The sequence below is a fragment of the Pseudomonas sp. 3HC3 genome (assembly GCF_044904505.1).
Classification (GTDB): domain Bacteria; phylum Pseudomonadota; class Gammaproteobacteria; order Pseudomonadales; family Pseudomonadaceae; genus Aquipseudomonas; species Aquipseudomonas putida_Y.
In genome coordinates, this window is record NZ_JADDRH010000001.1 from 55,175 (window position 1) to 81,366 (window position 26,192).

At 59.7% G+C, this 26,192-nt stretch carries 29 protein-coding genes; 27 read left to right on the forward strand and 2 right to left on the reverse strand.

The annotated features are described in order from the left end of the window. The first annotated feature begins 203 nt into the window (after positions 1 to 203). From INQ47_RS00455 to INQ47_RS00540, 18 genes are all read left to right on the forward strand, one after another. Positions 204 to 812, forward strand: a complete 609-nt coding sequence (locus INQ47_RS00455; protein ID WP_053867853.1) for a putative metallopeptidase — start codon at positions 204 to 206, stop codon at positions 810 to 812. Between the two features lie 31 nt (positions 813 to 843). Beyond that, positions 844 to 1,320 carry a DUF2280 domain-containing protein gene (locus INQ47_RS00460; protein WP_404700744.1) on the forward strand — a complete coding sequence of 159 codons (477 nt, stop codon included), beginning with the start codon at positions 844 to 846 and terminating at the stop codon, positions 1,318 to 1,320. After that, positions 1,295 to 2,617 (forward strand): terminase, encoded by a 1,323-nt coding sequence (locus INQ47_RS00465; protein ID WP_404700745.1) that lies wholly within the window; start codon positions 1,295 to 1,297, stop codon positions 2,615 to 2,617. Before INQ47_RS00460 ends, INQ47_RS00465 begins: the two co-directional genes overlap by 26 nt. 2 nt (positions 2,618 to 2,619) lie before the next feature. Beyond that, positions 2,620 to 3,999, forward strand: coding sequence for a DUF4055 domain-containing protein (locus INQ47_RS00470; protein ID WP_404700746.1), 1,380 nt, complete (start codon positions 2,620 to 2,622; stop codon positions 3,997 to 3,999). Continuing rightward, the gene (locus tag INQ47_RS00475; protein WP_404700747.1) at positions 3,999 to 5,075 is read left to right on the forward strand and encodes a hypothetical protein; all 1,077 of its coding nucleotides are present in this window, start codon (positions 3,999 to 4,001) and stop codon (positions 5,073 to 5,075) included. Before INQ47_RS00470 ends, INQ47_RS00475 begins: the two co-directional genes overlap by 1 nt. 147 nt (positions 5,076 to 5,222) lie before the next feature. Beyond that, positions 5,223 to 6,014 carry a DUF6651 domain-containing protein gene (locus INQ47_RS00480; protein WP_404700748.1) on the forward strand — a complete coding sequence of 264 codons (792 nt, stop codon included), beginning with the start codon at positions 5,223 to 5,225 and terminating at the stop codon, positions 6,012 to 6,014. A gap of 102 nt (positions 6,015 to 6,116) precedes the next feature. Beyond that, positions 6,117 to 7,271, forward strand: coding sequence for a P22 coat - protein 5 family protein (locus tag INQ47_RS00485; RefSeq protein ID WP_198748568.1), 1,155 nt, complete (start codon positions 6,117 to 6,119; stop codon positions 7,269 to 7,271). Positions 7,272 to 7,330: 59 nt separating this feature from the next. Then, a complete protein-coding gene (locus INQ47_RS00490; protein ID WP_404700749.1) occupies positions 7,331 to 7,675 on the forward strand; it encodes a HeH/LEM domain-containing protein in 345 nt (114 codons plus the stop codon). Continuing rightward, the gene (locus INQ47_RS00495; protein WP_404700750.1) at positions 7,675 to 8,046 is read left to right on the forward strand and encodes a hypothetical protein; all 372 of its coding nucleotides are present in this window, start codon (positions 7,675 to 7,677) and stop codon (positions 8,044 to 8,046) included. The genes INQ47_RS00490 and INQ47_RS00495 overlap by 1 nt, the downstream gene beginning before the upstream one ends. Position 8,047: 1 nt before the next feature. After that, the gene (locus tag INQ47_RS00500; RefSeq protein ID WP_060494909.1) at positions 8,048 to 8,434 is read left to right on the forward strand and encodes a hypothetical protein; all 387 of its coding nucleotides are present in this window, start codon (positions 8,048 to 8,050) and stop codon (positions 8,432 to 8,434) included. Then, positions 8,434 to 8,814, forward strand: a complete 381-nt coding sequence (locus tag INQ47_RS00505) for an HK97 gp10 family phage protein (protein ID WP_404700751.1) — start codon at positions 8,434 to 8,436, stop codon at positions 8,812 to 8,814. The genes INQ47_RS00500 and INQ47_RS00505 overlap by 1 nt, the downstream gene beginning before the upstream one ends. Continuing rightward, on the forward strand, positions 8,811 to 9,233 hold the full coding sequence (locus INQ47_RS00510; RefSeq protein WP_404700752.1) for a hypothetical protein: 423 nt from the start codon (positions 8,811 to 8,813) through the stop codon (positions 9,231 to 9,233). Before INQ47_RS00505 ends, INQ47_RS00510 begins: the two co-directional genes overlap by 4 nt. A 65-nt stretch (positions 9,234 to 9,298) precedes the next feature. Continuing rightward, positions 9,299 to 10,462, forward strand: coding sequence for a phage tail tube protein (locus INQ47_RS00515; protein ID WP_404700753.1), 1,164 nt, complete (start codon positions 9,299 to 9,301; stop codon positions 10,460 to 10,462). A 76-nt stretch (positions 10,463 to 10,538) separates the two neighbouring features. Next, complete coding sequence (locus INQ47_RS00520; RefSeq protein WP_404700754.1) at positions 10,539 to 11,012, forward strand: hypothetical protein; 474 nt, start codon at positions 10,539 to 10,541, stop codon at positions 11,010 to 11,012. After that, entirely contained in the window at positions 10,955 to 11,272 is a 318-nt protein-coding gene (locus INQ47_RS00525) for a hypothetical protein (protein ID WP_404700755.1), read from the forward strand. The genes INQ47_RS00520 and INQ47_RS00525 overlap by 58 nt, the downstream gene beginning before the upstream one ends. A 46-nt stretch (positions 11,273 to 11,318) precedes the next feature. Further along, on the forward strand, positions 11,319 to 11,564 hold the full coding sequence (locus INQ47_RS00530; protein ID WP_404700756.1) for a hypothetical protein: 246 nt from the start codon (positions 11,319 to 11,321) through the stop codon (positions 11,562 to 11,564). A 719-nt stretch (positions 11,565 to 12,283) separates the two neighbouring features. Continuing rightward, entirely contained in the window at positions 12,284 to 12,769 is a 486-nt protein-coding gene (locus INQ47_RS00535; RefSeq protein ID WP_404700757.1) for a hypothetical protein, read from the forward strand. A 114-nt stretch (positions 12,770 to 12,883) separates the two neighbouring features. Then, a complete protein-coding gene (locus INQ47_RS00540; protein ID WP_404700758.1) occupies positions 12,884 to 13,516 on the forward strand; it encodes a hypothetical protein in 633 nt (210 codons plus the stop codon). Positions 13,517 to 13,558: 42 nt separating this feature from the next. Here INQ47_RS00540 and INQ47_RS00545 read toward each other — a convergent pair whose 3' ends face one another. Beyond that, a complete protein-coding gene (locus INQ47_RS00545; RefSeq protein ID WP_404700759.1) occupies positions 13,559 to 14,263 on the reverse strand; it encodes an endonuclease NucS domain-containing protein in 705 nt (234 codons plus the stop codon). A 130-nt stretch (positions 14,264 to 14,393) separates the two neighbouring features. Beyond that, on the reverse strand, positions 14,394 to 14,822 hold the full coding sequence (locus INQ47_RS00550) for an Arc family DNA-binding protein (RefSeq protein ID WP_053867875.1): 429 nt from the start codon (positions 14,820 to 14,822) through the stop codon (positions 14,394 to 14,396). A gap of 115 nt (positions 14,823 to 14,937) precedes the next feature. Here INQ47_RS00550 and INQ47_RS00555 point away from each other — a divergent pair, with 115 nt between their 5' ends. The 9 genes from INQ47_RS00555 (at position 14,938) to INQ47_RS00595 (ending at position 26,179) form a co-directional block, all read left to right on the forward strand. Further along, positions 14,938 to 15,099 (forward strand): hypothetical protein, encoded by a 162-nt coding sequence (locus INQ47_RS00555; RefSeq protein ID WP_404700760.1) that lies wholly within the window; start codon positions 14,938 to 14,940, stop codon positions 15,097 to 15,099. Next, positions 15,077 to 16,048, forward strand: coding sequence for a phage antirepressor N-terminal domain-containing protein (locus INQ47_RS00560; RefSeq protein ID WP_404700761.1), 972 nt, complete (start codon positions 15,077 to 15,079; stop codon positions 16,046 to 16,048). The genes INQ47_RS00555 and INQ47_RS00560 overlap by 23 nt, the downstream gene beginning before the upstream one ends. Next, on the forward strand, positions 16,045 to 16,620 hold the full coding sequence (locus tag INQ47_RS00565) for a hypothetical protein (protein WP_404700762.1): 576 nt from the start codon (positions 16,045 to 16,047) through the stop codon (positions 16,618 to 16,620). Before INQ47_RS00560 ends, INQ47_RS00565 begins: the two co-directional genes overlap by 4 nt. After that, positions 16,613 to 17,071, forward strand: coding sequence for a hypothetical protein (locus INQ47_RS00570; RefSeq protein ID WP_404700763.1), 459 nt, complete (start codon positions 16,613 to 16,615; stop codon positions 17,069 to 17,071). The genes INQ47_RS00565 and INQ47_RS00570 overlap by 8 nt, the downstream gene beginning before the upstream one ends. A gap of 799 nt (positions 17,072 to 17,870) precedes the next feature. Further along, positions 17,871 to 21,791: a tape measure protein gene (locus INQ47_RS00575; protein WP_404700764.1), complete on the forward strand. Its 3,921-nt coding sequence runs from the start codon at positions 17,871 to 17,873 to the stop codon at positions 21,789 to 21,791. A gap of 12 nt (positions 21,792 to 21,803) precedes the next feature. After that, positions 21,804 to 22,274 (forward strand): transposase, encoded by a 471-nt coding sequence (locus INQ47_RS00580; RefSeq protein WP_404700765.1) that lies wholly within the window; start codon positions 21,804 to 21,806, stop codon positions 22,272 to 22,274. Continuing rightward, the gene (locus INQ47_RS00585) at positions 22,271 to 22,750 is read left to right on the forward strand and encodes a DUF1833 family protein (protein ID WP_144180468.1); all 480 of its coding nucleotides are present in this window, start codon (positions 22,271 to 22,273) and stop codon (positions 22,748 to 22,750) included. The genes INQ47_RS00580 and INQ47_RS00585 overlap by 4 nt, the downstream gene beginning before the upstream one ends. A 2-nt stretch (positions 22,751 to 22,752) precedes the next feature. Then, the gene (locus tag INQ47_RS00590) at positions 22,753 to 23,157 is read left to right on the forward strand and encodes a hypothetical protein (RefSeq protein ID WP_064492758.1); all 405 of its coding nucleotides are present in this window, start codon (positions 22,753 to 22,755) and stop codon (positions 23,155 to 23,157) included. Beyond that, on the forward strand, positions 23,126 to 26,179 hold the full coding sequence (locus INQ47_RS00595; protein WP_404700766.1) for a host specificity factor TipJ family phage tail protein: 3,054 nt from the start codon (positions 23,126 to 23,128) through the stop codon (positions 26,177 to 26,179). Before INQ47_RS00590 ends, INQ47_RS00595 begins: the two co-directional genes overlap by 32 nt. The last annotated feature ends 13 nt before the right edge of the window (positions 26,180 to 26,192 follow it).

Sequence of the window (26,192 nt, forward strand, 5' to 3'; positions counted from 1 at the left end):
TATCGCCAGGGTGGTGGTGGACCGGATTCGTTTAGTTGCAAAGTAAGTCGCGATTAGTCCGAGTGTGGTAATTGCCAGAGTGCTCATTGTGGATCTCCGTTTTGGTTTGAGCTCCAAGTGTTCCTGATTTTTTTTTAAACAAGCCTCGGTTTCTGACGGATTTTCGTAAATTTCGAATTTTTTGCTTATCTCGACGGTGATGTATGGGGCGGCCAAATCCACCGAAAGACCTGCTTGAGTCGGTCTGGCTTACTCTGCGCCCAGCGCCTGAAGTCTGGGAGTGGATACAGAGGGAAATCCTCGCCGGCACCGGAAGCATCCATAACCCCGAGCACGCCCACCTGGTGGACGCCAACATCGGCGTGCTGTGGGCATCGAGTGGATTCGGTAAGCAGGGTCGGGTGGTTTTCGGCCAGGCGGAGCAGTTGATGTTCCGAGCTGGCGGATGGCAGAAGGCCCGGCAAGAGCAGCAGATGAGGGATTGGTTCGGCGAAGTCCCGGATTACCTGATAACCCTGGCCGCTGACTACTGCGTCCAATGCATCGACGCTGAGTTCTGCGCCTTGGTCGAACACGAGCTGTACCACATCGCCCAGGCGACCGATGAGCACGGCGCACCCAAGTTCACCCAAGAAGGACTCCCCAAGCTACAGATGCGCGGACACGACGTAGAAGAGTTCGTCGGTGTGGTTCGCCGCTATGGAGCAGGGGAAGATGTTCAGCAGCTGATCGAAGCTGCAAGCCGGCCGCCTGAGGTGGCCAAGATCAACATTTCGAGGGCCTGCGGAACCTGTCTGCTCAAGTCGGCTTGATCCTTGACAGCCCTTGACGGAACCCAAATCTATGGCAGCCCTGAAAAATGAGGTGAAGGCCTTCATCGTTCAGGCTCTGGCCTGCTTCGATACACCGAGTCAGGTGTCGCAGGCCGTCAAGGATCAATATGGGGTGGAGGTATCTCGCCAGCTGTGTGAGCGGTACGACCCGACGAAGTATTCTGGGCGCGACCTAGCGCAGAAGTGGAAAGATTACTTTCACGAGTGCAGGACACGGTTCAGAGAGGAAACCAGCAACATCCCGATCGCCAACCGGGCATACAGGTTGCGCGGTCTGAGCAGGATGGCTGAGAAGGCCGAGAACATGCGCAACCTCGCTTTGACTGCCCAGCTTTACGAGCAGGCGGCCAAGGAGTGCGGCGACATGTACGTCAACCGCAAGATCGAACCCGACAAGCCCCTGGGCTCCCAGGCGGACCAGCAGCACGCCGTTGCTGAGTACAAGCTGGAGCCAGACGAAGGTGTCCCGACTACCCCGTACCTATGACCCGCCGGTGAAGCTGACGCCGAAGCAGGCGAACATCTACGTGTGGGGCTTCCAGCCGCAGGCGCGCTTCCGTGATGCGGTGTGCGGGCGTCGGTTCGGCAAGACCTTTCTCGGCAAGGCAGAGATGCGCCGCGCGGCCAGGCTGGCTGCGGAGTGGGGCGTGAGTGTCGAGGATGAGATCTGGTATGGCGCGCCGACGTTCAAGCAGGCCAAGCGGGTCTTCTGGCGCCGGCTGAAGCAGGCAATTCCCGAGGCATGGCGTGCAGCCCGACCCAACGAAACCGAGTGCTCGATAACCCTCAAGTCCGGCCATATCATGCGCGTGGTCGGCCTGGACAATTACGACAATCTGCGGGGCTCTGGTCTGTTCTTCGTCCTAGTGGATGAATGGGCAGACTGCCCGTGGGCAGCCTGGGAAGAAGTACTCAGGCCGATGCTCTCCACCTGCCAATACACGATTCCCCAGACTGGAGAGTCGCGTAAAGGCGGGCATGCACTGCGCATCGGCACGCCGAAGGGCTTCAACCACTGCTACGACACCTACCGCGACGGCCAGCCGGGCGGGGAGCCCGACCACAAGAGCTGGCAATACACCTCACTGCAGGGCGGCAACGTCCCGGCCGATGAGCTGGACGCGGCCCGGCGCAAGATGGACCCCCGCACGTTCCGCCAGGAATACGAGGCCGGGTTCGAGAACTACGCCGGCGTGGTGTACTACACCTTCGACCGCGCCGCGTGCCGCACCAGCGAGCGCATCAAGCCAGGCGAAGCTCTGCACATCGGCATGGATTTCAACGTCATGAAGATGGCGGCGGTGGTCTACGTCGTCAGAGATGGCCTGCCCTTGGCCCTGGACGAGTTCCACTCGGTGCGTGACACGCCGGAGATGATCGAGAAGATCAAGGCGCGCTTCCCCGGGCACGGTATCGCGGTCTACCCCGATGCCAGCGGCCAGAACACCAGCAGCAAGAACGCCAGCGAGTCTGACCTGTCCCTGCTACGCAAGGCTGGATTCACGGTGATCGTGGATACCCAGAACCCGAGCGTCAAAGACCGGGTTAACTCGGTCAATGCCATGCTGCTGAACACCTACGGTGATCGGCGCCTGAAGGTCAACATCGACCAGTGCCCACAGCTGGCGCTGTGCCTCGAGCGGCAGACCTACGACAAGCATGGCGAACCGGACAAAGACCCGAAGAAGGGTCACGACCACATGAACGACGCCGCCGGCTACTTTATCGCCAAGCGATACCCAATCAACGTGGAAATGACCACAAGCCAATCCCTGAGAATGTGACCATGAGCGATAACCCGAGCATCACGCTGCCCGCTGTCGACGCGATGCGCGCCTACTGGGCCGTGATCTCGCCGCTAATGGGCGGGACGATGACGATGCGCGCCGCTGGCAAAGCCCTGCTGCCGCAGTACCCAGCCGAAGACGACGAGGCCTACAAGGAGCGCCTGCGTCTCTCGACCCTGCTGCCTGCCTACTCCGAAACGGTCGGCAATATGACGTCCCGGGTGTTCGCTGAGCCGCTTCAGGTGGGCGACGATGTGCCCGAGGTTATCGCCGAGATGACCAATGACATCGACCATGCCGGCAACGACCTAAATTCCTGGGCGGTGGGGTTCTTCACCGAGGGCCTGAGCCACGGCCTGTGTCATGCGGTAGTAGACCATCCCAGCACCAATGGCATCCGTAACCGGGCAGAAGAACAGGCAGCTGGCGTCCGCCCATACGTTGTGATGGTGAAGCCTGAGCAGGTGCTGGGCTGGAGGTCCAAGAGCGGCGTTCTGACCATGGTTCGCTACCTGGAGGTGGTCGAGGAGGCGGATGGTGCATTTGGGACCAAGTGCATCGAGCAGATTCGAGTTCTTGTGCCCGGCGCATGGCTCATCTACCGCAAGAGCGACAAGACCGGCGAGTGGTCTATTCACGACCAAGGCGAGACAAGTCTGTCGGTTATCCCGTGGGTAACCTTCTACACTGGCCGCACCGGCCTCATGACGGCCAAGCCGCCGCTGATCGAGCTGGCGCACTTGAATGTGAAGCACTGGCAGAGCCAGAGCGACCAGGACAACATCCTGCACGTTATCCGGGTGCCGATCCTGGTGCGCATCGGCATCCAGACGCAGTACGACAATCAGGGGAAGGTGGTTCCGCCAGAGTTCAAGGTGGGCACCGGCCAGCTGACCGATCTGCCTAGGGACTGTGACCTCAAGTATGTAGAGCACACCGGCCAGGCCGTAGAGTCGGGTCGCACTGCGCTGCAGGACCTGATCAACGAAATGCGCATGGCCGGGGCCAAGCTGCTGACGCCGGACAAAACGGCCACCAAGACCGCCACCCAGGCGGAGGAGGAGGCGGCGCAGGAACTGTCCCCGCTGGCGCGCATGGCGCACCACTTCGCCGACTGCCTGGCGCAACTGCTGCAGTACATGGCCGATTACCGCGGCCTGGGCGACGGCGGTACGGTCGAGATGCGTGGCAACTTCGATGTCGACTACATGCCTGAGGTGTCGCTACCTACGCTGGTGTCCATGGCCAATGCCGGGATGATCAGCAAGGAAACGCTGTTCACCGAGATGCAGCGCCGGGGCGTAATCAGTGATGAATACGACTGGGAAGAGGAGCTGGCGAAGATTGAGGCCCAGGGCCCGGCTCTCGGTACACTGTGATGAAGACGGCCAACGAGAAACTGCTGGACGAGCTGATCGGCCATGAGGTTGATCTGTCCAGGCTTAGCAACAGCCAGGTCGTGACGATCATCAGGATTCTGAACAGTTCTGACCCTGAGCTGAGGGCAGCGCTCATTGTTGCCATCGACAGCCTGGATGCCGGCGCGTCCGTTGCGGCGATCGATGCTGCTTTGGCACCTGTGCTGCGGATCAATCAATCGACGTTCTTCAGCGTTCAGCAGGCGCTTACAGGCGTGATCGACGGCGTTGCCAGCTATGAGATTGCTTTTCAGGCAGGTGCGCTTACAGCGGCTGTTCCGGAGCTTGTACAGGCACGATTTCCCGTTGCCGTTGCTCAGTTCAGCCAGGTGCGCGCTATTGCGCTGGCGAGGCCATTTCAGGGGAGGCTGCTCAGCGAGTGGATGGCCGGCATCGAGGCTGATCGGGCGTCTTCGATCCGTGATGCGGTTCGGTCCGGGGTGCTTGAGGGGCGAACGACGCCGGAGATCGTCCGACAGATCATGGGTACCAAGGCGGAGAAGTACGCCGACGGCATCCTGCAAAAGTCTCGCCGCGAGGTGGAGGCGGTTGTCCGGTCTGCTGTGTCCAGCACGGCAGAGGCGGCCAGCGACAAGGCGTTCGAGGCCAATAGCGACATCATCAGCCATGTCGAGTGGCTGAGCACGCTGGATAGCCGGACATCGACAACCTGCCGAATCCGTGACCGCCTGCCGTACACGCTGGGCACATACCAGCCCATCGGGCACAAGGTGCCGTGGCTGGCCGGCCCGGGCCGCATCCACTTCTGCTGCCGCTCGACCAAACTGCCGATCCTCAAGAGCGCCTTGGCGCTTGGGATCAGCGACACGGCGACTCGGGCGAGCATGGATGGCCAGGTTCCGCAGCAGACCACCTATGCGCAATGGCTTGCCCGCCAGCCTGCCGCCCGCCAGGACGAGATCCTTGGCCCGGAGCGGGGGAAGCTGCTGCGCCAGGACAAGCTGAAACTACGGGACTTCTACAACGACCGTGGGACATTTTTGTCGCTGGAAGAACTGAGGGCGAGGCTGCTGTAACTCGCAACACAAAACACACATGCGCCATTTCGTGGCGCGCAATTCCAGAGCCTCGCCCAGTGCGAGGTTTTTTTCTGCCCGCAGTTCGGACGAACGGGGCGCAATAGGGCCGGATGGCCTGCGATGGGCGGATGCCCGGAGACCGATATGAAACTGAAACTCGACGACCAAGGCCATGCAGTGCTTCAGGACGGCAAGCCCGTCTACATCTACGACGACGGTAAGGAACTGCCCTTCGATGCAGCTGGCACTGCCAGTACCATCTCCCGACTGAACGGCGAGGCCAAGTCCCACCGCGAGCGCGCCGAAGCAGCCGAGGGGAAGCTGAAGCTCTTCGACGGTATCGAGGATGGCGAGGCCGCCCGCAAGGCGCTGGAGACCATCAAGAACATCGACGAAGGCAAGCTCATTGCCGCAGGCAAGGTCGAAGAGATCAAGCTCGCAGCCCAGAAGGCCGCCCAGGACCAAGTGGCTGCTGCCAGCAAGACGCACACCGAAGAGCTCGCCAAGGCTCAGCAGGGCCTGGCCCAGCGCGACCAGACCATCCACAACCTGCTCATCGGTGGCTCGTTCAAGGGCTCCAAGCTCATCAGCGAGAAGTTCGCCATCCCGGCCGACATGGTGGAGTCCCACTTCGGCAAGGCCTTCAAGGTCGAGGAAGGCAAGGTCGTGGCCTACGGCGACGACGGCAACAAGATTTTCTCCCGGGTTCGCGCAGGCGAGCTCGCAGACTTCGACGAGGCGCTGGAAACCCTCGTCGAGCGCTACCCGCATAAGGACTACATCCTGAAAAGCTCGGGCGCTAATGGCGGTGGTTCACAGCACGGTGGCGGCAATGGTCAAGGCGGTAAGAAGTCTGTCACCCGCCAGCAGTTCGACCAGATGAATCCGGCCGAGAAGTCCACCTTCGTCGGTTCGGGCGGCACCGTTACCGAGTAGCCGCTGGCAAGCAGTCTATGCCGCGCCCCTGGATAGGGGTCGGTGCTTGGGTCGGATGACCCGTCTTCACAAAACCCAAACGCCGATCCTTAGGAGATCCAAATGGCTAACACCCTTACTGGCCTGGTCCCAACCATTTACAACGCGCTTGATGTCGTGTCGCGTGAGCTGGTTGGCTTTATCCCGGCCGTGTCCTCGGACATGACTTTCGCCCGTGCCGCTGTCGGCCAGACCGTTACCTCGCCGGTAACCAATGGCGCGACCGCCACCGACATCACCCCGGCGGTTACCCCGCCAAACGACGGCGACCAGAACGTCGGCGCCGTGTCGATGACCATCAACAAGGCACGCCGCGTGCCGATTCGATGGAATGGCGAGGAAAAACTGGGGCTGGACAACAACGGCGCTTCGTTCAACGTTATCCTGCGCGATCAGATGGCACAGGGCATGCGCACTCTGGTCAACGAGGTCGAGGCTGACCTGGCAGCGGTGGCCATCAATGCCTCCCGCGCCTATGGCACTGCTGGTACCACCCCGTTTGCCAGCAACCTGGCTGACAGCGCCCAGCTGCGTCGCATTCTCTCCGACAACGGTGCACCGCTTGGCGACCTCCAGATGGTGATCGACACCTCCGCCGGCGCGAACATGCGGACCCTGACCCAACTGTCGAAGGCGAACGAAGCCAACGACGACAGTCTGCTGCGCCGCGGCGTGCTGCTGGATGTGCACGGCTTCGCTATCCGCGAGTCGGCCCAGGTCAAGACCCCGATCATCGGCAGCGCTGCCGCCGCGACCACCAACACTGCCGGCTACGCCGTTGGTGCTACCGCCATCGTTCTGGCCTCGGCCGGTACCGGTGGCGTTCTGGCTGGCGACATCATCACCTTCGCCGGCGACAGCAACAAATATGTGGTCGCTGCCGGCGATGCCGATGTTTCCAACGGTGGCACCATCACCCTGGCCGCTCCGGGTCTGCGCAAAGCCATCCCGGCCGCTGCCACTGCGCTGACCGTCGTGTCTGCCAGCACCCGTAGCGCGGCATTCGCCCGCTCGGCGATCGCACTGGCTACCCGAGCACCGGCTCTGCCGCCTCAGGGGGACTCCGCTATCGACCGCATGTTGGTCACTGACCCAGTCAGCGGCCTGACCTTCGAGGTGGCGATGTACGCCCAGTATCGCCAGATGCAGTACGAAGTGTCGCTGGCCTGGGGCACCAAGGCGGTCAAGTCCGAGCACATCGCCAGCCTGCTGGGCTGATACCGAAACCGGTGGCGGCTGGCGTTGCGTGCGCTGGCCCACCTTTCCAGGAGAAGTTCATGAGCAACAAGACCCTGAAAGTAAAGCCATGGGGCGAAGGCCAAGGCGATTTCGTTGTGATCAACGAGGCGGACTTTGACCCTGACCTGCATGAGCTGCTGGGCGAGGCCGAGAAGACCGGCAAAGCTCTAAGCATCGACGAAATCCGTGCCGCGCTGACCGGCCGAAACATCCAGTTCGACTCCAAGGCCAAGAAGCCGGAGCTGCAGAAACTGCTCGATGATTCGATCGCGGCTGAAGAGTTGGTCGCCAAGCTGAAAGCTGCTCTGACCGAGAAGGGCATTCAGTTCGGTGACGAAGCCAGCCTGGAAGACCTGCAGAAGCTGCTGGACGAGGCCGTGTAATGACCATCTACATCACCGTCGAGCAGGTAGACGCCCTGCTTGGGCCTACCTGGGCGCCCGCCGACCAGAAGGCCCGGGCGGTGCTGATGGCAAACACCTGGCTCACCAACCTCGGCCTGCCTGAGTTCGATCCGGTACCGGATGACGTGATTCAGGCAGGCGTCGAGATCGCCCGAGAGGCTGTGGCAGGGAACATCTACGGCAGGAAGGAAACCGGTGTGCTGGCCAAGTCGGTCAACGCTGACGGGGTGTCCAGTAGCAAAACCTACGCGGAATCATCGCGCACCATCAGCGCTGGCGAGTCATTCGCCCTGGCGCTGCTGGCGCATTACCTGAACAGCAGTGGACAGACCAAGATCGTGAGGGGCTGATATGGGACTTCGCGACGAGCTGCAAGCCGATCTGGCCGAGGCTTTCGACACAGACTTGGCTGATGCGGTCGTGGGCTTCACGGGCGAGTACATGGGGCCTGGCGACTGGGATCCGGTCGAGGAGGTCAGCACGGCGCAGCCAGTGACGTACACGGGCCGTGGTGTGCTGTCTCGCTACGAAGATCGGCGGATCGACAACATCAACATACTGGTCGGCGATCTACGCCTGACGGTTCTTGCCAATGAAATATCCGATGTGCCCGATGTTGGTCACAAGGTAACAGCGCCTGACCTTATGGACCGTACGCAGCAGCTCACCTACGAAGTCAAGACGGCCCGGGCTGATCCAGCATCGGCCACATACCGCCTGCAACTCAGGAGGTCGTGATGGCCGGCTGGTCGATGTCGCCAACAGCCTTCATGGATCAGATCGACAGCGACCTGGCCAGGCAGACTCGAATCATTGCCATGGCGATTCTTGGGGAGATCGTTCTAAGGTCTCCGGTAGATACGGGGCGTTTCCGTGGTAACACCATAGTTAGCATCGGCTCTCCGGTATTCGACGCCGTCGACAAGGCGGACAAGGGCGGCGGAGCGACCTTAGCAGCTGGCCAAGCGATCCTGGAAGGATTGAAGCCATACAGCTTGGTGTTTCTGCAAAATAACCTGATCTATGCCGAGCGCCTTGAAAATGGCCATTCCAAGCAGGCTCCAAGCGGTGTATTTGGGCTTGCCTTTACCAGCGTAGCGGCGGCGTATGCATCATGACTTACAGTGAAATCTACGACGCAATCATCCTTCGAATGAGGTTGTTCTCAGGGATAGAGCAGGACAGGATTTACTATCCGAACGCCCAGCTTCAAGCGAAAGACCAGGACACTTCGGGAGCCTTCAAGCCTCCTGCTTCAGGGCTCTGGTGCCGGTTGAACATAGCCTATGCAAGCCCTTTCATGGCCGGAATGGCTGACCGCCCGCACACCCGAAAGGCGGGGATGATCGTCGTCCAGTGCTTTGCCCGGGAGCAAACCGGGTTGAAGGGCCTGAACGCGCTAGCTGACGCTCTGGAGGCGCATTTTTCGTACTGGAGCTCGGGAGGGCTTGAGTGCATCGAAACTGGCATTGTTGACGCTGACGAGTTCGAAGGCTTCCGCCAATACAACGTGAACGTCCGGTTTCGCGCCGGCTGACTCGAAACACCATGACCCACCCGCCGCGAGCGGGTTTTTTTATGCACGCAGAACGGAGATAACCCATGAGCAGCGGCGCCCAAGTCACAAGTTACATGATCACTGAGCTCTCTCCGGGTGTAACCCCAGCCACCGGGGCTTGGGATACCTTGCGCCTGACCGGAAACACCCTTTCGCCGACCGTAAACACTCAGGTTAGCGATGAGATCACCGATTCACGCATCAGCCAGGGTTCGGTTGTGTCCAGTGCCGATATTCAAGGTGATCTGGTTGGCGAGCTGTCCTACGGCACCTTCGATAAGCTTCTGGAAGCTGCCTTCTACGGAACCTGGACCGGTGACGTCCTGACTGTGGGTAGCACCCGGCGCACCTTCACCGTCGCGAAGAACTTCAACGATGTCAGCGTGTACACCTTGTTCCGCGGCATGCACGTTTCGGTTTTCGCCCTGGATATCCCGTCCGACGGCAAGATCACCGCGACGTTCAGTTTGGCTGGGCTGGATTACTCCGACGGCGACACTAGCACTGTCGGCACCATCAACCCGCCGACCACCACGCCGTTCATGAGCAATTTGAACATTGGTAACATCTCGGTGGACGGAGCGAGCCTGGAAGGCATTGCTTGCGTGTCTGCGCTGACCGTCAATCTGGACAACAGCCTTCAGGCACAGCGCTGCATTGGTAGCGGAAAACTAGGCCCAGGCGCGCAGATCGCGACCGAAGCAGCCATCACCGGCACTATCACCCTGGCCTGGTCGAATCGCGCCTGGCAGATTTGGAAGAACACTTTCAGCCGCAAGACCATCGAGGTGGAATTCCCGATCACTGACAGCCTGGGCAATCGCTACGACCTGTCGTTCCCAGCCCTGGAAGTAGACGGCGACCTGCCAAATGGCGGTAAGCGTGACCTGATTGAAGTCACCTTGAACTGGACCGTATCCAAACAGGCGCCAACCATCACCCGAGTGCCATTTATACCCGTCTCCAGCGTTTCGGTAACCCCGACCACTGCCTCGATTGCCGTAGCAGCGACCCGCCAGTTGGCCGCTTCAGCGCTGCCATCTGGCGCAGCCCAAAACGTCACCTGGAGCAGCTCGGCGCCGTCGATCGCCACGGTCAACTCGTCCGGTCTGGTTACTGGCGTAGCTGCAGGCTCGGCCGTCATCACCGCCACCAGCGTCTCAGACCCGACCAAGACCGCCACCTCGGCTATCACGGTCACCGCATAACCCGCATCACCTTTGACCGCTCCGGGTAAACGCCGCCCGGAGCGGTCCTTTTTATGGCGTGGCGTGAGGATTATTCATGGCTCTCAAGCTGAAGAAGGTCGGCACCACCAAGAGCGCAGAGGCGCGCTGGGAAGAATACGATGCTGACACCAAAGTCCTGCTGATGCCGCTGGACAACGAGCAGTACCAGGTTGCCCTTGAGCGCATGCGTCGGCGCCTGGCCCGAAATGACGCCCAATTCGGCGAAGGTAACGTTGGAGTGATCGAGGGGGAGAAGACCGAGCACGACAACCACTGCATGCTGCTAGCCCAGTTCATCGTCCGAGATTGGCAGGGCGCCCAAGACGAGAATGGCAAGCCGCTGGCCTACAGTGAGGCTGTTGGCGCAGATATGTTGCGCGGTGATATCGATTTCTTCCTGTTCGCCATCAGGCGGGCTGCTGCCATTGCCGCGGACAACAAGAAGGAGCAAGACGAGATCAGGGGAAAGCAGTGGAGCGCTTCCAGTGGGAGCGAACCTGGGGCCAGCGAACCGCAAAGCGAAGCCTGATCTACCAGAAGCTGCGCATTGCGGTCCCGGATGAGCCTGAGCTGGATGTCATCACCGGCAGCCTGCTCAACGCGTTCCGCAACGCGGCGCGCGGCCGGCGCTACCTAGTGGGAGCAGCAGCGGTGCAGCCACTGAGGCTGTCTGCCCGGGAGATCAATGACTGGCTTGAGGTTCACCCGCTGCCGCTGCCCAGGCGGCTTGTAGACGAGGTGATATTCGCCTTGGATGAGGTCGCACTGACTGAAGACAGTGACGAGTGATAATGAGGGTCGCAGAATGAGTGGAAGCAGGTTTTTTCGAGCAGCCATGCCAAGTATTCCTGATTCGCCAATCACCGCCGATGCGGAAGAGTTAGCCAGGCTAAAAGAGCTTGAGCGCGGCGTGATTACCATGACCGAGATGCTCAAGGAAAACTTCTGGGATACCTCTGAAGGCTCTGGTCTTAGCGGCTTGGCTGGCAGATTGCAGGGCGAGATAACCAGGCTATGGCTAGACACGGAAGGCTTGGGCGAAGAACTGCGCCGGGCTAGCAACAACTCGACGCAGGTGTAGCGAGTGCTATTTCGAGCGAATGCGCTCCAGTTCCTTTTCTCCTAGTGGAGTGAGCACTGGCCCTGTCTTGCGTGCTATGTACCTTCCAGTCACCATCTTCGTGAACCTGAAACCAATCAGATGTCGTTCGGATAGTATCTGGGCGGCACGGTAGTTTACGGCCCCCAAAAGCTGGCCACGATCGATTTCATCTTTTGCATGCTTGCTGAATAGCTCAAGCGTATCGATCAAGGTCTGCTGGGTTAAGGGCTCTTCCATAGTTGACCTCCAAGGTCATAATCGCCCGTGTCCGTGGGCTTGCCGGCAACGGACCGAGCAAGGGGTGATTACTTGCCTGGACCTTTGGTTTGGGTCATTACGATCAGCTCCCATCGAATGTCCTCATCGGTGCAGGCGTGTTGCTTTTTGTTCTGAGGAGGAAATGGGTCGCCTCTGTTTGAAGTGATCTCATCGCCGCATCCCATGCAACGATAGATACCAGAAACAGGAACCTCCGCTCCAATCCTGTATACATGGGTCCAGTGTGTGTTATTGGGTTGGTTGGTAGGCTTAAGATACTTCTGCGTATCGGGTGCATACAGGGCCACGCTGATCTCCTTCTGCGCGAGTGAAGGCACAAAGCTACTACGAGCAATATCTCGCCGGTTACTGGCTTTACATCCTGGGTGGATGGGCGGACAGGATCAGTTTAGGATGGATTTTTCATGTGAGGGATCATCATGGTCAACGCAGTATTGCTCAGTTTGTCCGAGGGCTCTTTCCAAAAGATTCCAGAAGACCGCTACCTTGATGTCTATGCGAAAGCAAGCGATCACGGCAGCTGGATTGGGGTCGACTATCTGATCCTATGCACGCAGTTCTCACCCGTCTGGGTGGCGAAGATTGACATTATTGCTCTGCCGAGGATTGATGGCGCTCCTCTGCGCGTCTCATTTTGTGAAATCAGATCTATTGATCGCCAGCGGGGGCATCCAGATTGCCCTGAAGAGCTCAAGCATTATCGCCACAACGGTGGCTATGCCAGGCTGCTTAGCTTTGAGACTGACGCATTCTTCACTATCGGAGAACCAGTTCCCTTCATCGTCCAGCCTGACATCCTTGGAGCCGTGAGCTTGGAGAAGGGGGCGGAACTCATTGCGCGCACGTATGGAGTCCAGGTTGATCAGGTGGATATCACGATTCGGTCGAAGTCACGATTGGGTTGAACTGTGCCCTGCAGTGCGTCGAGTGCAACACCACGCTGGGATTTTTGCATCTGGCGCTAGTGGCTGCTAGGCCATGGTAGATTGCGAGGCTGCCACTTAGCCGGGGGATAGCCTATGACTTTCAACGCAATGATCAGCATGGATGACTGCGTAGTCCTATGCGCAGACCGCAGTACGTTTTCGGTTTATGAAGACGGTCGATCGGAGTTGGCCGAGCAGCGCGTCAGGAAAATCACCGAAACGCCGCATGGATTCATCACGGCTTCGGGCTGGGCTGACCTGATACAGCCAGTGAAGGAGCGATTTGCGGGTGAAGCTCCGGCAGATGTAGAGGCCATGCTCTCGATAATTCAGGAAGAACAAGACTTGTTCAGCGAGCGAAGTCCTGAGTTGGCTCGATCATGGATTCCCCGATCCAGCTGGAAGCTGTCTATCCCCATGAGCAGAGGGGTAGTTGCGGCTTTCTATGATCATGAAAGCCAGGGTTTTTCTGGCCTCGAGCCAGGCAGGGCAATCTTTACCTTTCCGCCAGAGACGCCCAGCGATGATCGAGTTCGCGTAGAAAACTTGTTCCCCCAAGGACGCTACGTAATGCCGTCTAGCGAAACAGTTTCCGATGCTGTTAACCAGGTGCTGGCGAGCGTCACCTATCTGAGGGGGAGCGGAATTCCCATCTCGCAAGAGATTGACGTTGCGCTTCACTTGGGTGGTTCTCGTAGGCTACTGGAGCTGATAGCCCAGGGCTGAGTGAGGACCGAGACAAAAGCCCGGCGCTTGGCCGGGCTTGGGTCAGTCTTCCACCGCAACTGCATTGAAAGCGAATTGCACTTTGTACTCGACGAGTGACAATTCCGGTATGGCTTCCGCAGCGTAGCGGACGGCCTCAGGGAACTCACTAGCTATCAGCATGCCTCGGGGGCGCTGGCCATCCTGTCGTCCGTACCAGCCGAGATAGCGAGCGATTTGCCCGACTGCAGAGTCCTTCGCTGTGCCAACTTTCAATTCAATGACAACGCGGCGGCCAGCTGCATCTTCAGCAAGGATGTCTACGCGCCCCACGTCAATGCTCACCTGGCGATCGACGAAGCGAAGGCCATTTTCGATACTGTCGAGGCTGCGAACCAAATGGGTTTCGACATCCCGTTCCAAGGTGATGGAAGTCTCTACCAGTTCTTCAATACTGGCTTCGTCTCCAGCCTCTACGTCATCCACATCGCTCTGAGTGGATGGGTCCCAAGTGTTGACCCCATGCAGCCTTGGGTCGTAACGATGGAATAGCCCATCATCAGAACGATAGAGAAAACGGTCAGCCGACTTGTGATGAATGTAGGCCTTTGGATTGTTTACGGCGCAGGCATACAGGTGTGCTGAAAGCGTCCCTGGGGTCCATTGGCCGGGGTAATTGGTGTCGATAAAGTCTCTGATTTGATGCCTATTCAGGCCCCCGGAAGCTTGCTCGAAGAGGGTGCGAATGGCTCCTGCCATAGTCGTCATGCAATGATCCTTAATGTTTCTGTGCTAAGGGGGCTTAGTCGGGCTTGGGTTGACACTGGCAATACCCTGGGTCTGTTCGATTTTCAACCAACTGAAATTCATTGGTTAAAAAAGCGACCAATTACGGAACTCACATCTCTTCGAAGCGAATCCAAATGGATTCTGGCCCATCCCATTCGGCGACATACCCAGCAGCTGATAACCATGAAGAAAATTCTGAAATCAGTGAATCGACGTCCTCACTTGGGAGCGACTCCAGCTCCAGGTCTTTGAAGCTGATGTCAGCGGTTTCATGACCCATAGAAATTGCACGATTTATTCCTTCAAGGATTCGTTTCTTGACCGTCGCCGGAATGCTCTGCCTGGCGATTGCCGCCATCTCCCACGCCCTCGATGCAGGGATAAGCTCCTCATCTGGAGACTCGCCAATAAAGCTCAGCTCCAGTCGAGCCAGGATTTCTGCAGTAGCAGATCGCCCATTCTCCTTGGATGCAGCCATGACCTTGTCGCGCAAGGATTCAGGGATGCGCAGGTTGAATTGAGGGTCGGTGCGGCTCATGACGAATCCAGTTCTGTTTAACAGAACTGCAGGATGCATCACGGTGGTATTGACAGCAATGCATCACCGTTCTACATTTGCGATATGCACAACGGTGATGCATATGGAGGCGATCATGAAGGTGCGTGACATGGCGCAGGTGATTCTGCGCATCGAACCGGAGGTAAAGGCATGGCTGGAAAGGAAGTCAAAACAGGACGAGAGGAGCCAGAATTGGCTCGTCGCCAAAGCTTTGAGGGAGGCTATGCAGCGAGATGAGCAAATCACTCAGGCATGAAAAAGCCCCAAGCGTTGCAGCGCTTGAGGCCTCGGATAACGTCAATCGGTCTAGGAAAAACGTCGAGATGAATAATAGCACAGCTGCATCCACTGTCATCCCATTCCGTTCGGCCAAGCTTCTGCTGATCGAGCGCGATGGCCATCCATTCATCCCAATGAAACCAGTGGTCGAAGGCATGGGGCTGGATTGGAAGAGCCAGCATGCAAAGCTTCAAGGTGGCCGGTTCAATTCAGTTATGGTGATGATCACCACAACTGGTGCCGATGGTAAGCAGTACGAAATGGCATGCCTCCCACTGCGTAAGCTTGCTGGATGGTTGATGTCGATTCATGCCAGCAAGGTGCGACCCGAGCTGCGCGATGGCGTGATCGACTACCAGAATGAATGCGACGACGCACTGTGGTCCTACTGGAATCAAGGTCGCGCAGTGAATCATCGCGAGACAAACCAATCGATGACCCTGCTCGGCCAGACCATTGGCACCGATGGATTTCACATGCTCGGCGCCATTGTTAAGGGCAAGGTGGCAGCATTGCCTGTTCCCATCCAGCGGCGTGCGACGGCAAAGATCTGGTCTCAGGTGCATGCGGCGTTCGGGGTCCGTTCTGCTGCGGACATCCCGGCCGAGCACCTGGATGGCGCTCGGAACTTCATTGCAGCCTATGCGGTGGTTGAGGGTGAGTTTTTACCGAAGCGTGAGCAGGTCCAAATCGTTGGTGGCCCACAAAAGCGTTATCTGGTCTCGTTCGACCACAAGGGCAATCAGCGAGTGGAGGAAGTGGCTGACGATGCCTGCGTACTTTCTACTCGCGACCTCATCAAGGGAATGGTCATGTCACCAGGCGATATCCCAGTATCGACCCCGGATATGTTCGAGTTCTTGATGGCAGCAGTGGTGAACCTTCGCGGTCGGTTCGAGTACATGGCTCGGAGGGCGGTGAAATGAGCATGGAGCTGCTTACCCTGAGCATCAAGGGCACTTCGCCTTTGATGATGCACTCCGACAAGCTGGCCAACCCACTGCACCCGGCGACGAAGGCGCACCGCGAGCTCACCAGCAAGCGCAAGAAAGTCGATGACGATCATGTCGCCATCGCAAGATCTGAGTTCCTCGCCGGGGTGTACTTTGACGAGCGAGCGGGTATTCACGTTCCAGGAGCCAATTTCGACGCCACCTTCCTGGCCGGCGCCAAGTTGCAGAAGCTGGGAACACATTGGAAGCGGGGCGCCCTTGTGATGACTGACCGGGCAGCGCTGGAATTCGATGGCCCAAGCACTCCAGAATCGCTTTGGGAGGATCAGCGCTTCGTCGACTGCCGTGGCGTGAAGGTTGGCCAGGCTAAGATCATGCGGTACCGGCCGATCTTCCTCGACTGGGCCTGCCAGCTTGAGGTGGCGATCAATACTGACGTTCTGGACCTACAAGAGGTAAAGAAGGCCATCGAGGACTCCGGCAAGCTGATTGGCGTCTGCGAGTATCGCCCACGCTTCGGGCGCTTCGAGGTGGCCTATGTCTGAGGTGACCAAGTATCCAGGCCACAAGCAGGCAGTCGAAGACTTCCTCAAGGCGTTCAAGTACGGCGACCTTGTGGGGCACGACTGGCTTGAAGCGCGCTTTGGCATTCCATCCATGGCCGATTCCAAGTCGCTCACAGTCGAGCAGTTCCGCGACCGGCAGTTCGAGTGGCTGGCAAACGTCGAGGCGTTCAAGGCTGAGCTCCTGCGCGATCATCAGGTCTGCTTGCAGTCGGTTCGAGGTCGAGGCTACCGGTGGGTTCCGCCTCATGAGCAGACTGGCGTGGCCATGGAGGAGTTGGGGCGTGGAGTTCGCAAGGTATTTCGCGGTGCCGGGCAGAAGCTGCGGCACCTACGGATTACGGAGCTGACGGACGATCAGCGCCGGGACAACTTGGATCAGGTGGCAAAGCTTTCCGCACTGCACGGGATGGCAAAAAAGGCCTTGAGCTGAGTAGCGTCATGCCCTTTCATTGAGAGGGCATTGCGGTGCGAAAGCACTAGCGGCAGGGCCTGGCAAGGTGAGGCTGGGTCGGGCGAGGCAAGGTCAGGCCCGGCATGGTTCGGTAGGGGCTGAAAACAGCGTAATGTCTCTTCGACGAGGGGGCATTGCGGTGCATAAGCACCAGTTACTTGGCGCGCTACGGCGTGGTTAGGTTTGGCAGGCAGCGGCACGCCTGGGCATGGTATGGCTCGGTGTGGCATGGGCCGTAAACGGCATCGAGATGGCACCTTCGGGTGCCTTTTCTTTTTCAACCCGCATTGGCTTGGTTTTGGCGCATTCTGCTGATGATGGTAGATTCCCTCGAACTCAATGGATCGGGGATGCCTCATGCGCAGGGCTTTAGTTTTGTTCGCTCTATTACCGGTATCGATACCGATACTGGCAGAAGACATCAGTCGGGACGAGCTGAGGGCGGTTGCTGATGCGGCCTTCAACGCAGCCTCGTATTGCCACAATAGCCAGGCTGTATATCAAGGAGCAGTCTTGGCTGCGAAGAACGGAGTGCAAGAAGGAAAAATCCTCGAGGCGTCAGGCCTTTCCGGAGACAAAAAAGGGGTGGCGCTGATTTCCCTGGCCGTCTCTGACTCAGCGGCAGGCAGGGCAGACCCAAAGCGATATTACGACTCTTGTATGAATTCCGTTCGAACTGATGTCAACACACTGATTGACGCCGCGGTTGACCACTAAGCAAAGACAAAATTTATAGCGCCCGCTTAGAAGCGGGCTTTTTTTCGCCCGGAGAAAACGCATGGCCCTGACATCCCGGCTCGTTATTGAGCTTGATGCGCGCAGCGCAGAGCAAAAGGCGGCGGACATGCGGCGTGCCCTGGAGGGGCTGAACGACGCAGGCCTGCGCACTGTGCCGACAATGACCAGTGCGGGAAGCTCGATATCGGGCGCAGGTAAGAGCGCGCAGTCGTCGGCAGTGCAGATGCAGAGCCTGGAGCGCCAAGTTAAGTCCCTTGCCTCGGCTGCATCCGGGCTGGCCGGACCGCTTGCGGCAGCCTTCAGCGTGAAAGCGTTTTATGATGCGTCTGAGGCGTTCGCCACTTTGAACAACCGGCTCCGACTGGTCACCGACGGGTCTGCGCAGTTGGCGGAGGCGCAGAAGTCAATCTTCGCGATTGCGCAGGAGTCGCGACAGCCTCTTACGGCGACTGCCGAACTTTATCAGCGGATTGCGACTAACCAGGCCGAACTGAATCTGACCGGGAAAGGCGTTGCGGGCATTGTCGGCACTATCAGCAAAACCCTCGCCATCTCTGGAACTTCTGCTCAAGCAGCCGATGCCGCTCTGGTACAGCTTGGCCAGGCATTCGCATCGGGCACGCTTCGCGGCGAAGAACTGAATAGTGTCTTGGAGCAGGCTCCAGCGCTTGCCCAGGCTATTGCCAAGGGAATGGGCAAGACAGTTGGTGAGCTGAGAAGCCTCGGGGCGGAAGGGGCGCTGACTGCTGACGCTGTGGTAAAGGCGCTTCAAGCCCAAGCGAATGCCGTAGATGACCAGTTCGCGAAGATAGCTCCAACCATCGGAAGCAGCCTGGTTGCAGTAGGAAACTCATTCACTGGATTCGTGGGCGAGCTCGATCAGGCGATTGGAACAACCGGCGCATTCGCCAAGCAGATCCTGGCCCTTTCGAGTGCTATCGATGGCGGCCTCCCGAAGGCGCTTGCCTCTGTACAGGAAAACTCCTCTGCGCTTGAGCAGATGATGATGACGGGCCTGTACGCCGCCCTTGCCAGGGTTGCTGGTGGCTTTGCTCAGCAGGGTGCGGAGGCTGTTTATGCCGCCAACTCGACCAGAGTGGCAAACAAAGAGATTGCGCTCTCTGCCAAGCTGGATCTTGAGGCTGCCCAAGCGAAGCAAGCAGATGCCAAGGCTTCAGTGGACAGGGCGAATGCTCAAATCGCCTCGGCTCAGCGCCAGGTGGTTGCCGAGCGCGAAGCTCTCGGCGCTGAACTCAATCGAATAACTGCGGTACAGGCCTCTCTGGTTGCTGAGCGAGAGCTTGAGGCTCAAAGGCTTCGCGCCCAGATATCTGAGAAGGGCCGTGCAGCTTCGGTTGCTCGCCTTGCCGAGCTGAGCCAGGCGCATGCCGCAATAACTGCCCAGGTTGCTACTGCTGAGCGGACCCTGGCTGCAACGACAGTTGCTTCCTCTGCGCAGATTGAGGCTGCTTATGCTGCTAGAACGGCAGCAGTCCTGGCATACGGGGAGACGACTGCTGTAGTAAATGCGGCAACTGTAGCCTCGTCAAAGGCAGCAGAGGCAGCAAGCCTTACCTCCAAAGCGCTGGCGGGGCTTACCGCTGCAGGATCTGGCTTGCTTAGCATGATGGGCGGACCTCTTGGGCTTCTATTCATAACCGGCGCCGTTGCTGCCTCGTTCATTGATTTCCGCAGCAGTAGCGACAAGGCGAAGGAAGGCCTTGAGCAGTTGAAAGGACCAATGGATGAAGTGATTGCTCGCTTCAAGGCCATGACCCAAGAGCAACGGGCTGGCGCGCTGGTGCGGTGGGGCGAAGCGCAGGCAGAAGCGGTGAAGGCCGCCAGATCAGAACTGGACTCCCTTCAGGCCACCCTGAAGAAAGGAGTACTTGGTTCGGATTCACTCTCTCTTCCAGCCCGTATAGCCGGATCAAGCAATCAAGCGGTCATTGACCGGGCAAAGGCTTTTCAAAATCTCAGCGAGAGGATTGAGGAGGCAGCCAAAAGCGGCAAGTCCATCGTTCCAATACTTGAGGATGTGGCAAAAGTACCAGGTGTGCCCGCTAGCCTCCTCAATGACCTGAAGAAGGCAGGTGAGACCTGGTCGACGCAGAATGAGCTGCAGAAGACGGCAGCAGAGCGACTAGCAACCCTAAACGCGGAATACTCCAAAACTCCAGAGGTCGCTAATTCGGCTTCCGTCGCCGTTTCAGGTATGACTGCGGCGGGGAAAACGTACCTGGACGGCATTCAGAAGCAACTGGCCAAGCTCCAAGACAACAACGACGCGGTCAAGGAAGCCAACCGCTACATCGCTGAGCATTCCGATCTGACTGAGGCCGACAAGGCAGCCATCCTTTCAGCGGCGAGCGCGAAGAAGGCGCAAGAGCAGGCGAACAAGGACGCTGCGAAAGCGATCCGAGATGCTAACAAGGCTTACACCGAGAGCGCCGGCAACAAGGCGCTTGACGATGCTCGCAAGCAGTACGCCGTTCTCGTCGAGCAGAAGTCACTGATTACCGCCCAGGCCGGCGAGTCGAGCAAGCTTGGCGCTGCAGCCAGAGAACTCATTAAGTGGGAGCAAGAGCTCGCTGACATCAAGGGCAAGAAAACGCTGACAGCTGATCAAAAGTCACTGCTGGCAAGCCAGGAGCTGATTACCGCGCAACTGAAGCGTAATGCGGCCCTTGAGAAGGAGAACGAGCTCACCAACATCAGGCTAGAGAACGAGGCAAAGCTCTTAGCCTTTACGGAGAGCTTGAAGTCGGAGACCGACCTTGCGCGTCAGGGCCAGGAGGCCGAACTGGCTGGCGCAGGTCAAAGTGATAGGGCGCGTAAGCGGCTCCAGGATGACCTGAAAATCCAGCAGGATTATCAGAAGAAGCTGGAGAAGCTGACCCGCGACTACAACCAGATCAAGAACCCGACCACAGCCGACACTGACCTCTACAAGGGCGAGACCGAAGCCCTGCGAGCGGCGTTGGCCACGCGCATGGTAGATCAGCAGAACTACTACGCCGCGCAGGATGCAATGCGTGGCGAGTGGCTGATCGGTGTGTCGGAGTCCTGGCAGAACTACGTCGATCTCGCCACCAACTACAACGAGCAGGCCAGGGACGCGACCGAGTCGATTCTGGGTGACGCCACCTCGTCGATTTCCGGCAGCATCCAAGGGCTGGTCAAGGGCACGGAAAGCCTCAGTGATGCCTTCGGCAATCTTGCCGGAGACATTGCCAACTCGATGCTCAGCGCGTTCTCTGAAATCACCGCCCGATTCCTTGTCATGCAGGCCCTCAAGCTTGCCGGGATCGAAGCGGAGGCAACTGAGACGGTCGCGGCGGAAGGCGTCAAGACCACGGCCAAGCTGACCACGGACGCAGTAACCACGGCCAGCAGCCTGTCTTCTATCGGCACTGTCCTGACCGCCAACCTGGCTGCAGCAGCTGAGACGCTGGCGTCCTGGGCGCCGGCTGCATTGACGGCATCGATTGGTACCTTCGGCGCCGCGGCTGTTGTGGGCGGCAGCGCGTTGGTCGCGGCGTATGCCCTGCTCAAAGGCTTCTCCGAGGGCGGCTACACCGGCTCAGGCGGCAAGTACGAGCCGGCCGGGGTGGTGCACAAGGGCGAGGTGGTTTGGTCGCAGGCGGATATCCGTCGTTTCGGCGGGGTGTCTGCGGTCGAGGCCCTGCGCACTGGCAACGTCACGCCGATAACTTCGGCGCGCATGGCCGGAGGCTCCCAGGGCCAGTCAGGCACCACCAGCGCTTCTGGCATCCAGCAAAGCATCAATATCCACAACTACACCAACAGCCAGGTCGAAACCCGCCAGCGCTCAAACGGCGATATCGACGTGATCGTCAAGGCAGCCGTCGAGGAAGTGGCCGGTCAGTTCTCGTCTGGCTACGGACAAGTGGTGGATGCGTACGAGGGCGCATACGGGTCTCGGCGAACTGGCTCCTAACGAGGAATGGCAATGATTCAATACCCGGCAGAATTGCCACTTCCTCTGCAGGAGGGGTATGGCCTGAGCACGGTTGATCCGATCCGGGCCACGCCGATGGTCACCGGCCGGTCGCGGTACCGACGGGTTACCAGCAATCCTCCGACCTCCGCTCAGTTCACATTCAACTTCAGCCAGGAAGAGGCTGCGCTGTTCGAGGGTTGGTATACCTGGGCTCTGAACCTTGGCGTCGAGTGGTTCGAGATGCCGCTTCAGACCCCGCTGGGCATGCAGGTGCACTTGGTCCATTTCAAGGGCATCCCCACCGGCGGGGAACTGGCTCAAATCAAACGATGGCGGTTCTCTGCTCGCTTGGAGTTCAAGAAACGGCCGGTCTACACCGAGGACCAGTACCTCGGCGCCTACCTGGGCATGCCGCTCGACCAGTTCAACGACGGCCTGCAATCCATCCTTGAGAAATGGCACACGGAGTACTTCGGATGAGTCTGATCGAAGAGTGTTACGCCTCGGGGCGCGGTGAGCTTGTCGACACGATCGAGGCGCGGAAGGAGGGCGGTACAGTCTCGCACTGCTACTGCTCTGGCTGGGAAGACCGGGTGTGCACCACCGAGGATGGCCGGACGCTGACCTTCGTCGCAATGGCCATGGACCTGGCCCTGCCCAAGAACGACAACAGCGCGTTCCAGAACCTGGTGCTGGGCCTGGACAACGTCACGGGCGAGGTGCAGGAGGTCGTTGAGGAAGCCAAGGCTGCCGATGACCGCTTCATCATCACCTTTCGGCGCTACCTGGCCGAAGACCTGACGTTCCCGCAAGAGCGGTACCGCATGACGCTGCTCAGCCGGGAATATGAAGACGACGTGGCCAAGCTCACCGCCGGCTTCTTCGACCTGCTCAACACCAACGGTCTGCGCACCGTGCTGACCACCACCCTGGCACCTGGCCTCAAGTACCTCTAACCATGATCGAAAAATTCATGCGCGCCCCGTATCGCGAGGGTGCACGGGGGCCTATTGCCTTCGATTGCTGGGGGATGTGCATCGCGGTGCGCCACGAGGTGTTCGGTCTGCCGCTGCTGCCCAGCCTGGGCGCAGTGGGCAAGAACAAGCTCAAGGCCAACACCGAGGCGTATCACGACCTGCGCCGGGGCATGGAAGAGTGCCAGCCCGAGCCCGGCGCCATTGCCGCCGTTTTCCGCGGTGCTCTTTGCCTACACGTAGGCGTGGTGGTGGAAAGCGAGGGCCGGCTGAAGGTGCTGGACACAAACCCCGGCGGCGCATGCCTCCGGACAACTGGCGAGTTTGAAGCCGCTCACCCCAAGGTGGTCTATTACCGTGATCGAGTTCTATCCGAACAAGCTGAGTGACACGGCGCCGCTCGGCACCTGGAAGACCGACCGCCGCATGTCGATCGAGGAATGGCTGAAGGTCCTGGCTCCGTCGTATGAGCGCCGGGAAAGCCCACCGATCAGCGTTGTTCTCAATGATGAGGTGATCGAGCAGCACCTGTGGCACAAGGTGAAGTTCAAGCCTGCCGACCTGCTGCAGATCTACCGCGAGCCGAAGGGTACAGACCCATTCTCCATCACCTTCGCGCTGTTCAAAGGCGCCAAGGCGGTGCTCAAGTCGATCATGCCCAAGATGCCCGGCATGCCATCCAGCGCCGGCACCCAGCAGGGCGATCCCCTGACCGAGGCCAGCGCCAAGGGCAACAAGGTCAAGTTGGGTGACCCGGTGCGCCAGATCGCCGGGCACCAGCGGGTCTATCCGTCGTACCTGACCCAGCCACGCAGGGCGCACGTTGCCCCGCGTGACCAGCGCGTGGAAATGCTGCTGTACATCGGCGAAGGCGAGTACGAGGTACCGCTGGCCAAGGTCAAGGTTGGCGAAACCCCGCTGATCTCCCTGGGATCCGATGCAACGTTCACGATCTACCCGCCAGGCGCCGATCTTTCTGGCGACCCAGCCCACATCAACTGGTTCAACGTTCCTGAGGTAGGGGCAAGCTCCAGCGGCTCGGCCGGCCTGGAACTGACCATGGCCACCGACCTCACCAGGTCGGCCACGGCTTCGGCGTACCAGTTCGTGGGCGATACGATCAGCGTGCCGGCCGGCTCTGGCCAGTTCCCGGCCGACTGGTCGAACGGCATCATCGTCCGTGTGCTTGCGCCTTACACCTACACGGTGATCGACGGTGGCGCAGGCCGCGACATCATCCGTGGCCCGCTGGAAATGCTGAACCCCACAGCTGGGATGCTCATCGAGGTGGCCGGGGCGAACGCTGGCCTATACGTGGTCAACAGCTACACGCCATACAGCCCTGGCGTACCGGCCAACCCCGGCACCGCGTCGACGCTGACCGGCTCGGCCGCGCCCAGCAGGTACGACTTCGACGTCACGCCGCTGAGCTTTAGCCTGGTCCGCGGCGCGTCCACCTACCCGGTGACGCTGAACACCGCCACAACCGATCTCGCGGGCCTGGTATCTGCACTGAATACCCAGCTCAGCGGGACGCCATTCCAGGCGCAGCAGAGCAGCGGTATGGTGCGGTTCGTTGAGCTAACGCCGTTCGCCGGCCAGGCCATCACGGCCACCGGCGCATCGACCATCCTGGGCTCGTCGCCCGTCGGCGTGACCGGCACGGCAACTACCAGTGCAATACCCGAGCAGCCAGCGGAAATGACGCTGGACTATGATGGTGGATCGCCCGTGGTTGGCCTTGCGCTGGGACAGGGCCTGGCCACCATCGGCCCGCGCGGTCTGCGGTACCGGATCACGGCCTTCAGCACGAGCTTGATCGAGGTCGAGCGCCTGACCTCGTCCGGGTCGACTGACGCGGGCTGGCCCGGCTTCAACGCCATGCAGACCGTGAACGGCCTCATCACGCTCGACGCTTCGAACCTGCAGGGCGGCTACCGCGGGCCATTCGCCTGCTGCCCGGAAAACGAGAAGGTCACCCAACTGGAGTGGACTGTCACCTACGCCAACGGCCTGGCCGGTATCGGCCGGGAAGGGCAGATTTACGAGATCCCGACCTACTACATGTTCGAGTACCGCGACATGGACGTGGCCGGTGCCTGGACGCAGCTCCAGTACATGAACGTGGGCGGCTCTCTCGATGCCCAAGGCTTCACCGAACGCGTGTCGCTGCCGTATGCAATGCGGGCCGAGGCCCGTATCCGCAAGCAGTACGTGGACCGGCCCGGCCGTATCAACGATGAAGCGCGGGATGACGCCACCTGGACGGACCTGCGCGGGCGGATGCAGAACTCGCCCACCAGCTACCCCGGCATGACGGTGATGACCTGCAATATCCGTGGCGGTGACCGGCTTTCTGCGCAGTCCGAGAGCCAGGTCAGCGCCGAGGCAACCCGCATTCTGCCGCTGATGGAGGGCGGTACCGGGCCAAGCCGCGACATCGTGCCCTGGTGCATCTACCAGCTGAAGCAGCGCGGTTACACGGACGATGACCTGGATCTGCCCGAGTGGCAGGCCTTCCACAACACCTGCGTGGCCCGCGGCGATACCTACGACGAGACGCTGGATTCGACGATCACCGTGAAGGACATGATCAACAACGCTCTGGCGTGTGGGTTCGGCGAACTGGTGACCTTCCGTGGATTGCTGCGCCCGGTTCGAGACAGTGCCCGGGCCGCGTTCGACGTGACCTACGGCCCGAAAACGCAGACCTACTCGCCACAGAACATGACCAAGATGCTCAAGATCAGCGGCGCCATGCCGTCGATCAACGACTTCGACGGCGTAGATGTGGAGTTCTTCTCGCGCACCACCTGGGCGTGGGAAACGGTCGAGTGCCGGCGGCCAGGGGACCTTGGCACCAAGGTCGAAAAGATCAAGATGCCGGGTGTCAGCGATAAGACCAGAGCATGGCGCATCGGCATGCGCCGGCGTGGCCACCAGAAGTTCCGGACCGACATCTACACCTGGGAAACCGAGATGGACGGCAGCAACAGTGGCTACCTGAGTTTCGCGGCCGTTGCGGATGACGCGCCAAAGCGGTGCCAGAGCGCAATCCTGCTGGCCTTCGAGGTAACCGGATCCGGAACGCTGCTGACTTCCTCCGAGCCACTGGATTTCAGCGCTGGCGGCGAGCACAGGATCGGCGTGCGCAAGCTGGACGGCACGCTGTCCGGGCCTTGGACTGCTACGCAGGTGGACCAGTACACGGTGCGGGTCGACGCTCTCGACTTCACGCCGGAGGTTGATGGCCCGCTGGAGCCGCCTCACATCCTGTTCGGCCCGGCCTCGCGCTGGGCCTACCCGGTGCTGGTCACCAGTTCCGACCCAGCCAACGGCAACACGGCGATGAAGGGCATGCCCTACGACGCCCGCGTTTACACCTACGACGACCAGTTCCCGCCGGCATGACGCCGCAGCAGTT

Coding starts and splice junctions, on each gene's coding strand:
- INQ47_RS00495 (WP_404700750.1), top strand. CDS start 7,675: ATGACCATCTACATCACCGTCGAGCAGGTAGACGCCCTGCTTGGGCCT.
- INQ47_RS00565 (WP_404700762.1), top strand. CDS start 16,045: ATGAGCATGGAGCTGCTTACCCTGAGCATCAAGGGCACTTCGCCTTTG.
- INQ47_RS00475 (WP_404700747.1), top strand. CDS start 3,999: ATGAAGACGGCCAACGAGAAACTGCTGGACGAGCTGATCGGCCATGAG.
- INQ47_RS00490 (WP_404700749.1), top strand. CDS start 7,331: ATGAGCAACAAGACCCTGAAAGTAAAGCCATGGGGCGAAGGCCAAGGC.
- INQ47_RS00590 (WP_064492758.1), top strand. CDS start 22,753: ATGATCGAAAAATTCATGCGCGCCCCGTATCGCGAGGGTGCACGGGGG.
- INQ47_RS00535 (WP_404700757.1), top strand. CDS start 12,284: ATGGTCAACGCAGTATTGCTCAGTTTGTCCGAGGGCTCTTTCCAAAAG.
- INQ47_RS00505 (WP_404700751.1), top strand. CDS start 8,434: ATGGCCGGCTGGTCGATGTCGCCAACAGCCTTCATGGATCAGATCGAC.
- INQ47_RS00515 (WP_404700753.1), top strand. CDS start 9,299: ATGAGCAGCGGCGCCCAAGTCACAAGTTACATGATCACTGAGCTCTCT.
- INQ47_RS00540 (WP_404700758.1), top strand. CDS start 12,884: ATGACTTTCAACGCAATGATCAGCATGGATGACTGCGTAGTCCTATGC.
- INQ47_RS00570 (WP_404700763.1), top strand. CDS start 16,613: ATGTCTGAGGTGACCAAGTATCCAGGCCACAAGCAGGCAGTCGAAGAC.
- INQ47_RS00455 (WP_053867853.1), top strand. CDS start 204: ATGGGGCGGCCAAATCCACCGAAAGACCTGCTTGAGTCGGTCTGGCTT.
- INQ47_RS00575 (WP_404700764.1), top strand. CDS start 17,871: ATGGCCCTGACATCCCGGCTCGTTATTGAGCTTGATGCGCGCAGCGCA.
- INQ47_RS00460 (WP_404700744.1), top strand. CDS start 844: ATGGCAGCCCTGAAAAATGAGGTGAAGGCCTTCATCGTTCAGGCTCTG.
- INQ47_RS00545 (WP_404700759.1), bottom strand. CDS start 14,263: ATGACGACTATGGCAGGAGCCATTCGCACCCTCTTCGAGCAAGCTTCC.
- INQ47_RS00585 (WP_144180468.1), top strand. CDS start 22,271: ATGAGTCTGATCGAAGAGTGTTACGCCTCGGGGCGCGGTGAGCTTGTC.
- INQ47_RS00550 (WP_053867875.1), bottom strand. CDS start 14,822: ATGAGCCGCACCGACCCTCAATTCAACCTGCGCATCCCTGAATCCTTG.
- INQ47_RS00480 (WP_404700748.1), top strand. CDS start 5,223: ATGAAACTGAAACTCGACGACCAAGGCCATGCAGTGCTTCAGGACGGC.
- INQ47_RS00530 (WP_404700756.1), top strand. CDS start 11,319: ATGCCAAGTATTCCTGATTCGCCAATCACCGCCGATGCGGAAGAGTTA.
- INQ47_RS00510 (WP_404700752.1), top strand. CDS start 8,811: ATGACTTACAGTGAAATCTACGACGCAATCATCCTTCGAATGAGGTTG.
- INQ47_RS00470 (WP_404700746.1), top strand. CDS start 2,620: ATGAGCGATAACCCGAGCATCACGCTGCCCGCTGTCGACGCGATGCGC.
- INQ47_RS00520 (WP_404700754.1), top strand. CDS start 10,539: ATGGCTCTCAAGCTGAAGAAGGTCGGCACCACCAAGAGCGCAGAGGCG.
- INQ47_RS00555 (WP_404700760.1), top strand. CDS start 14,938: ATGAAGGTGCGTGACATGGCGCAGGTGATTCTGCGCATCGAACCGGAG.
- INQ47_RS00580 (WP_404700765.1), top strand. CDS start 21,804: ATGATTCAATACCCGGCAGAATTGCCACTTCCTCTGCAGGAGGGGTAT.
- INQ47_RS00560 (WP_404700761.1), top strand. CDS start 15,077: ATGAGCAAATCACTCAGGCATGAAAAAGCCCCAAGCGTTGCAGCGCTT.
- INQ47_RS00485 (WP_198748568.1), top strand. CDS start 6,117: ATGGCTAACACCCTTACTGGCCTGGTCCCAACCATTTACAACGCGCTT.
- INQ47_RS00500 (WP_060494909.1), top strand. CDS start 8,048: ATGGGACTTCGCGACGAGCTGCAAGCCGATCTGGCCGAGGCTTTCGAC.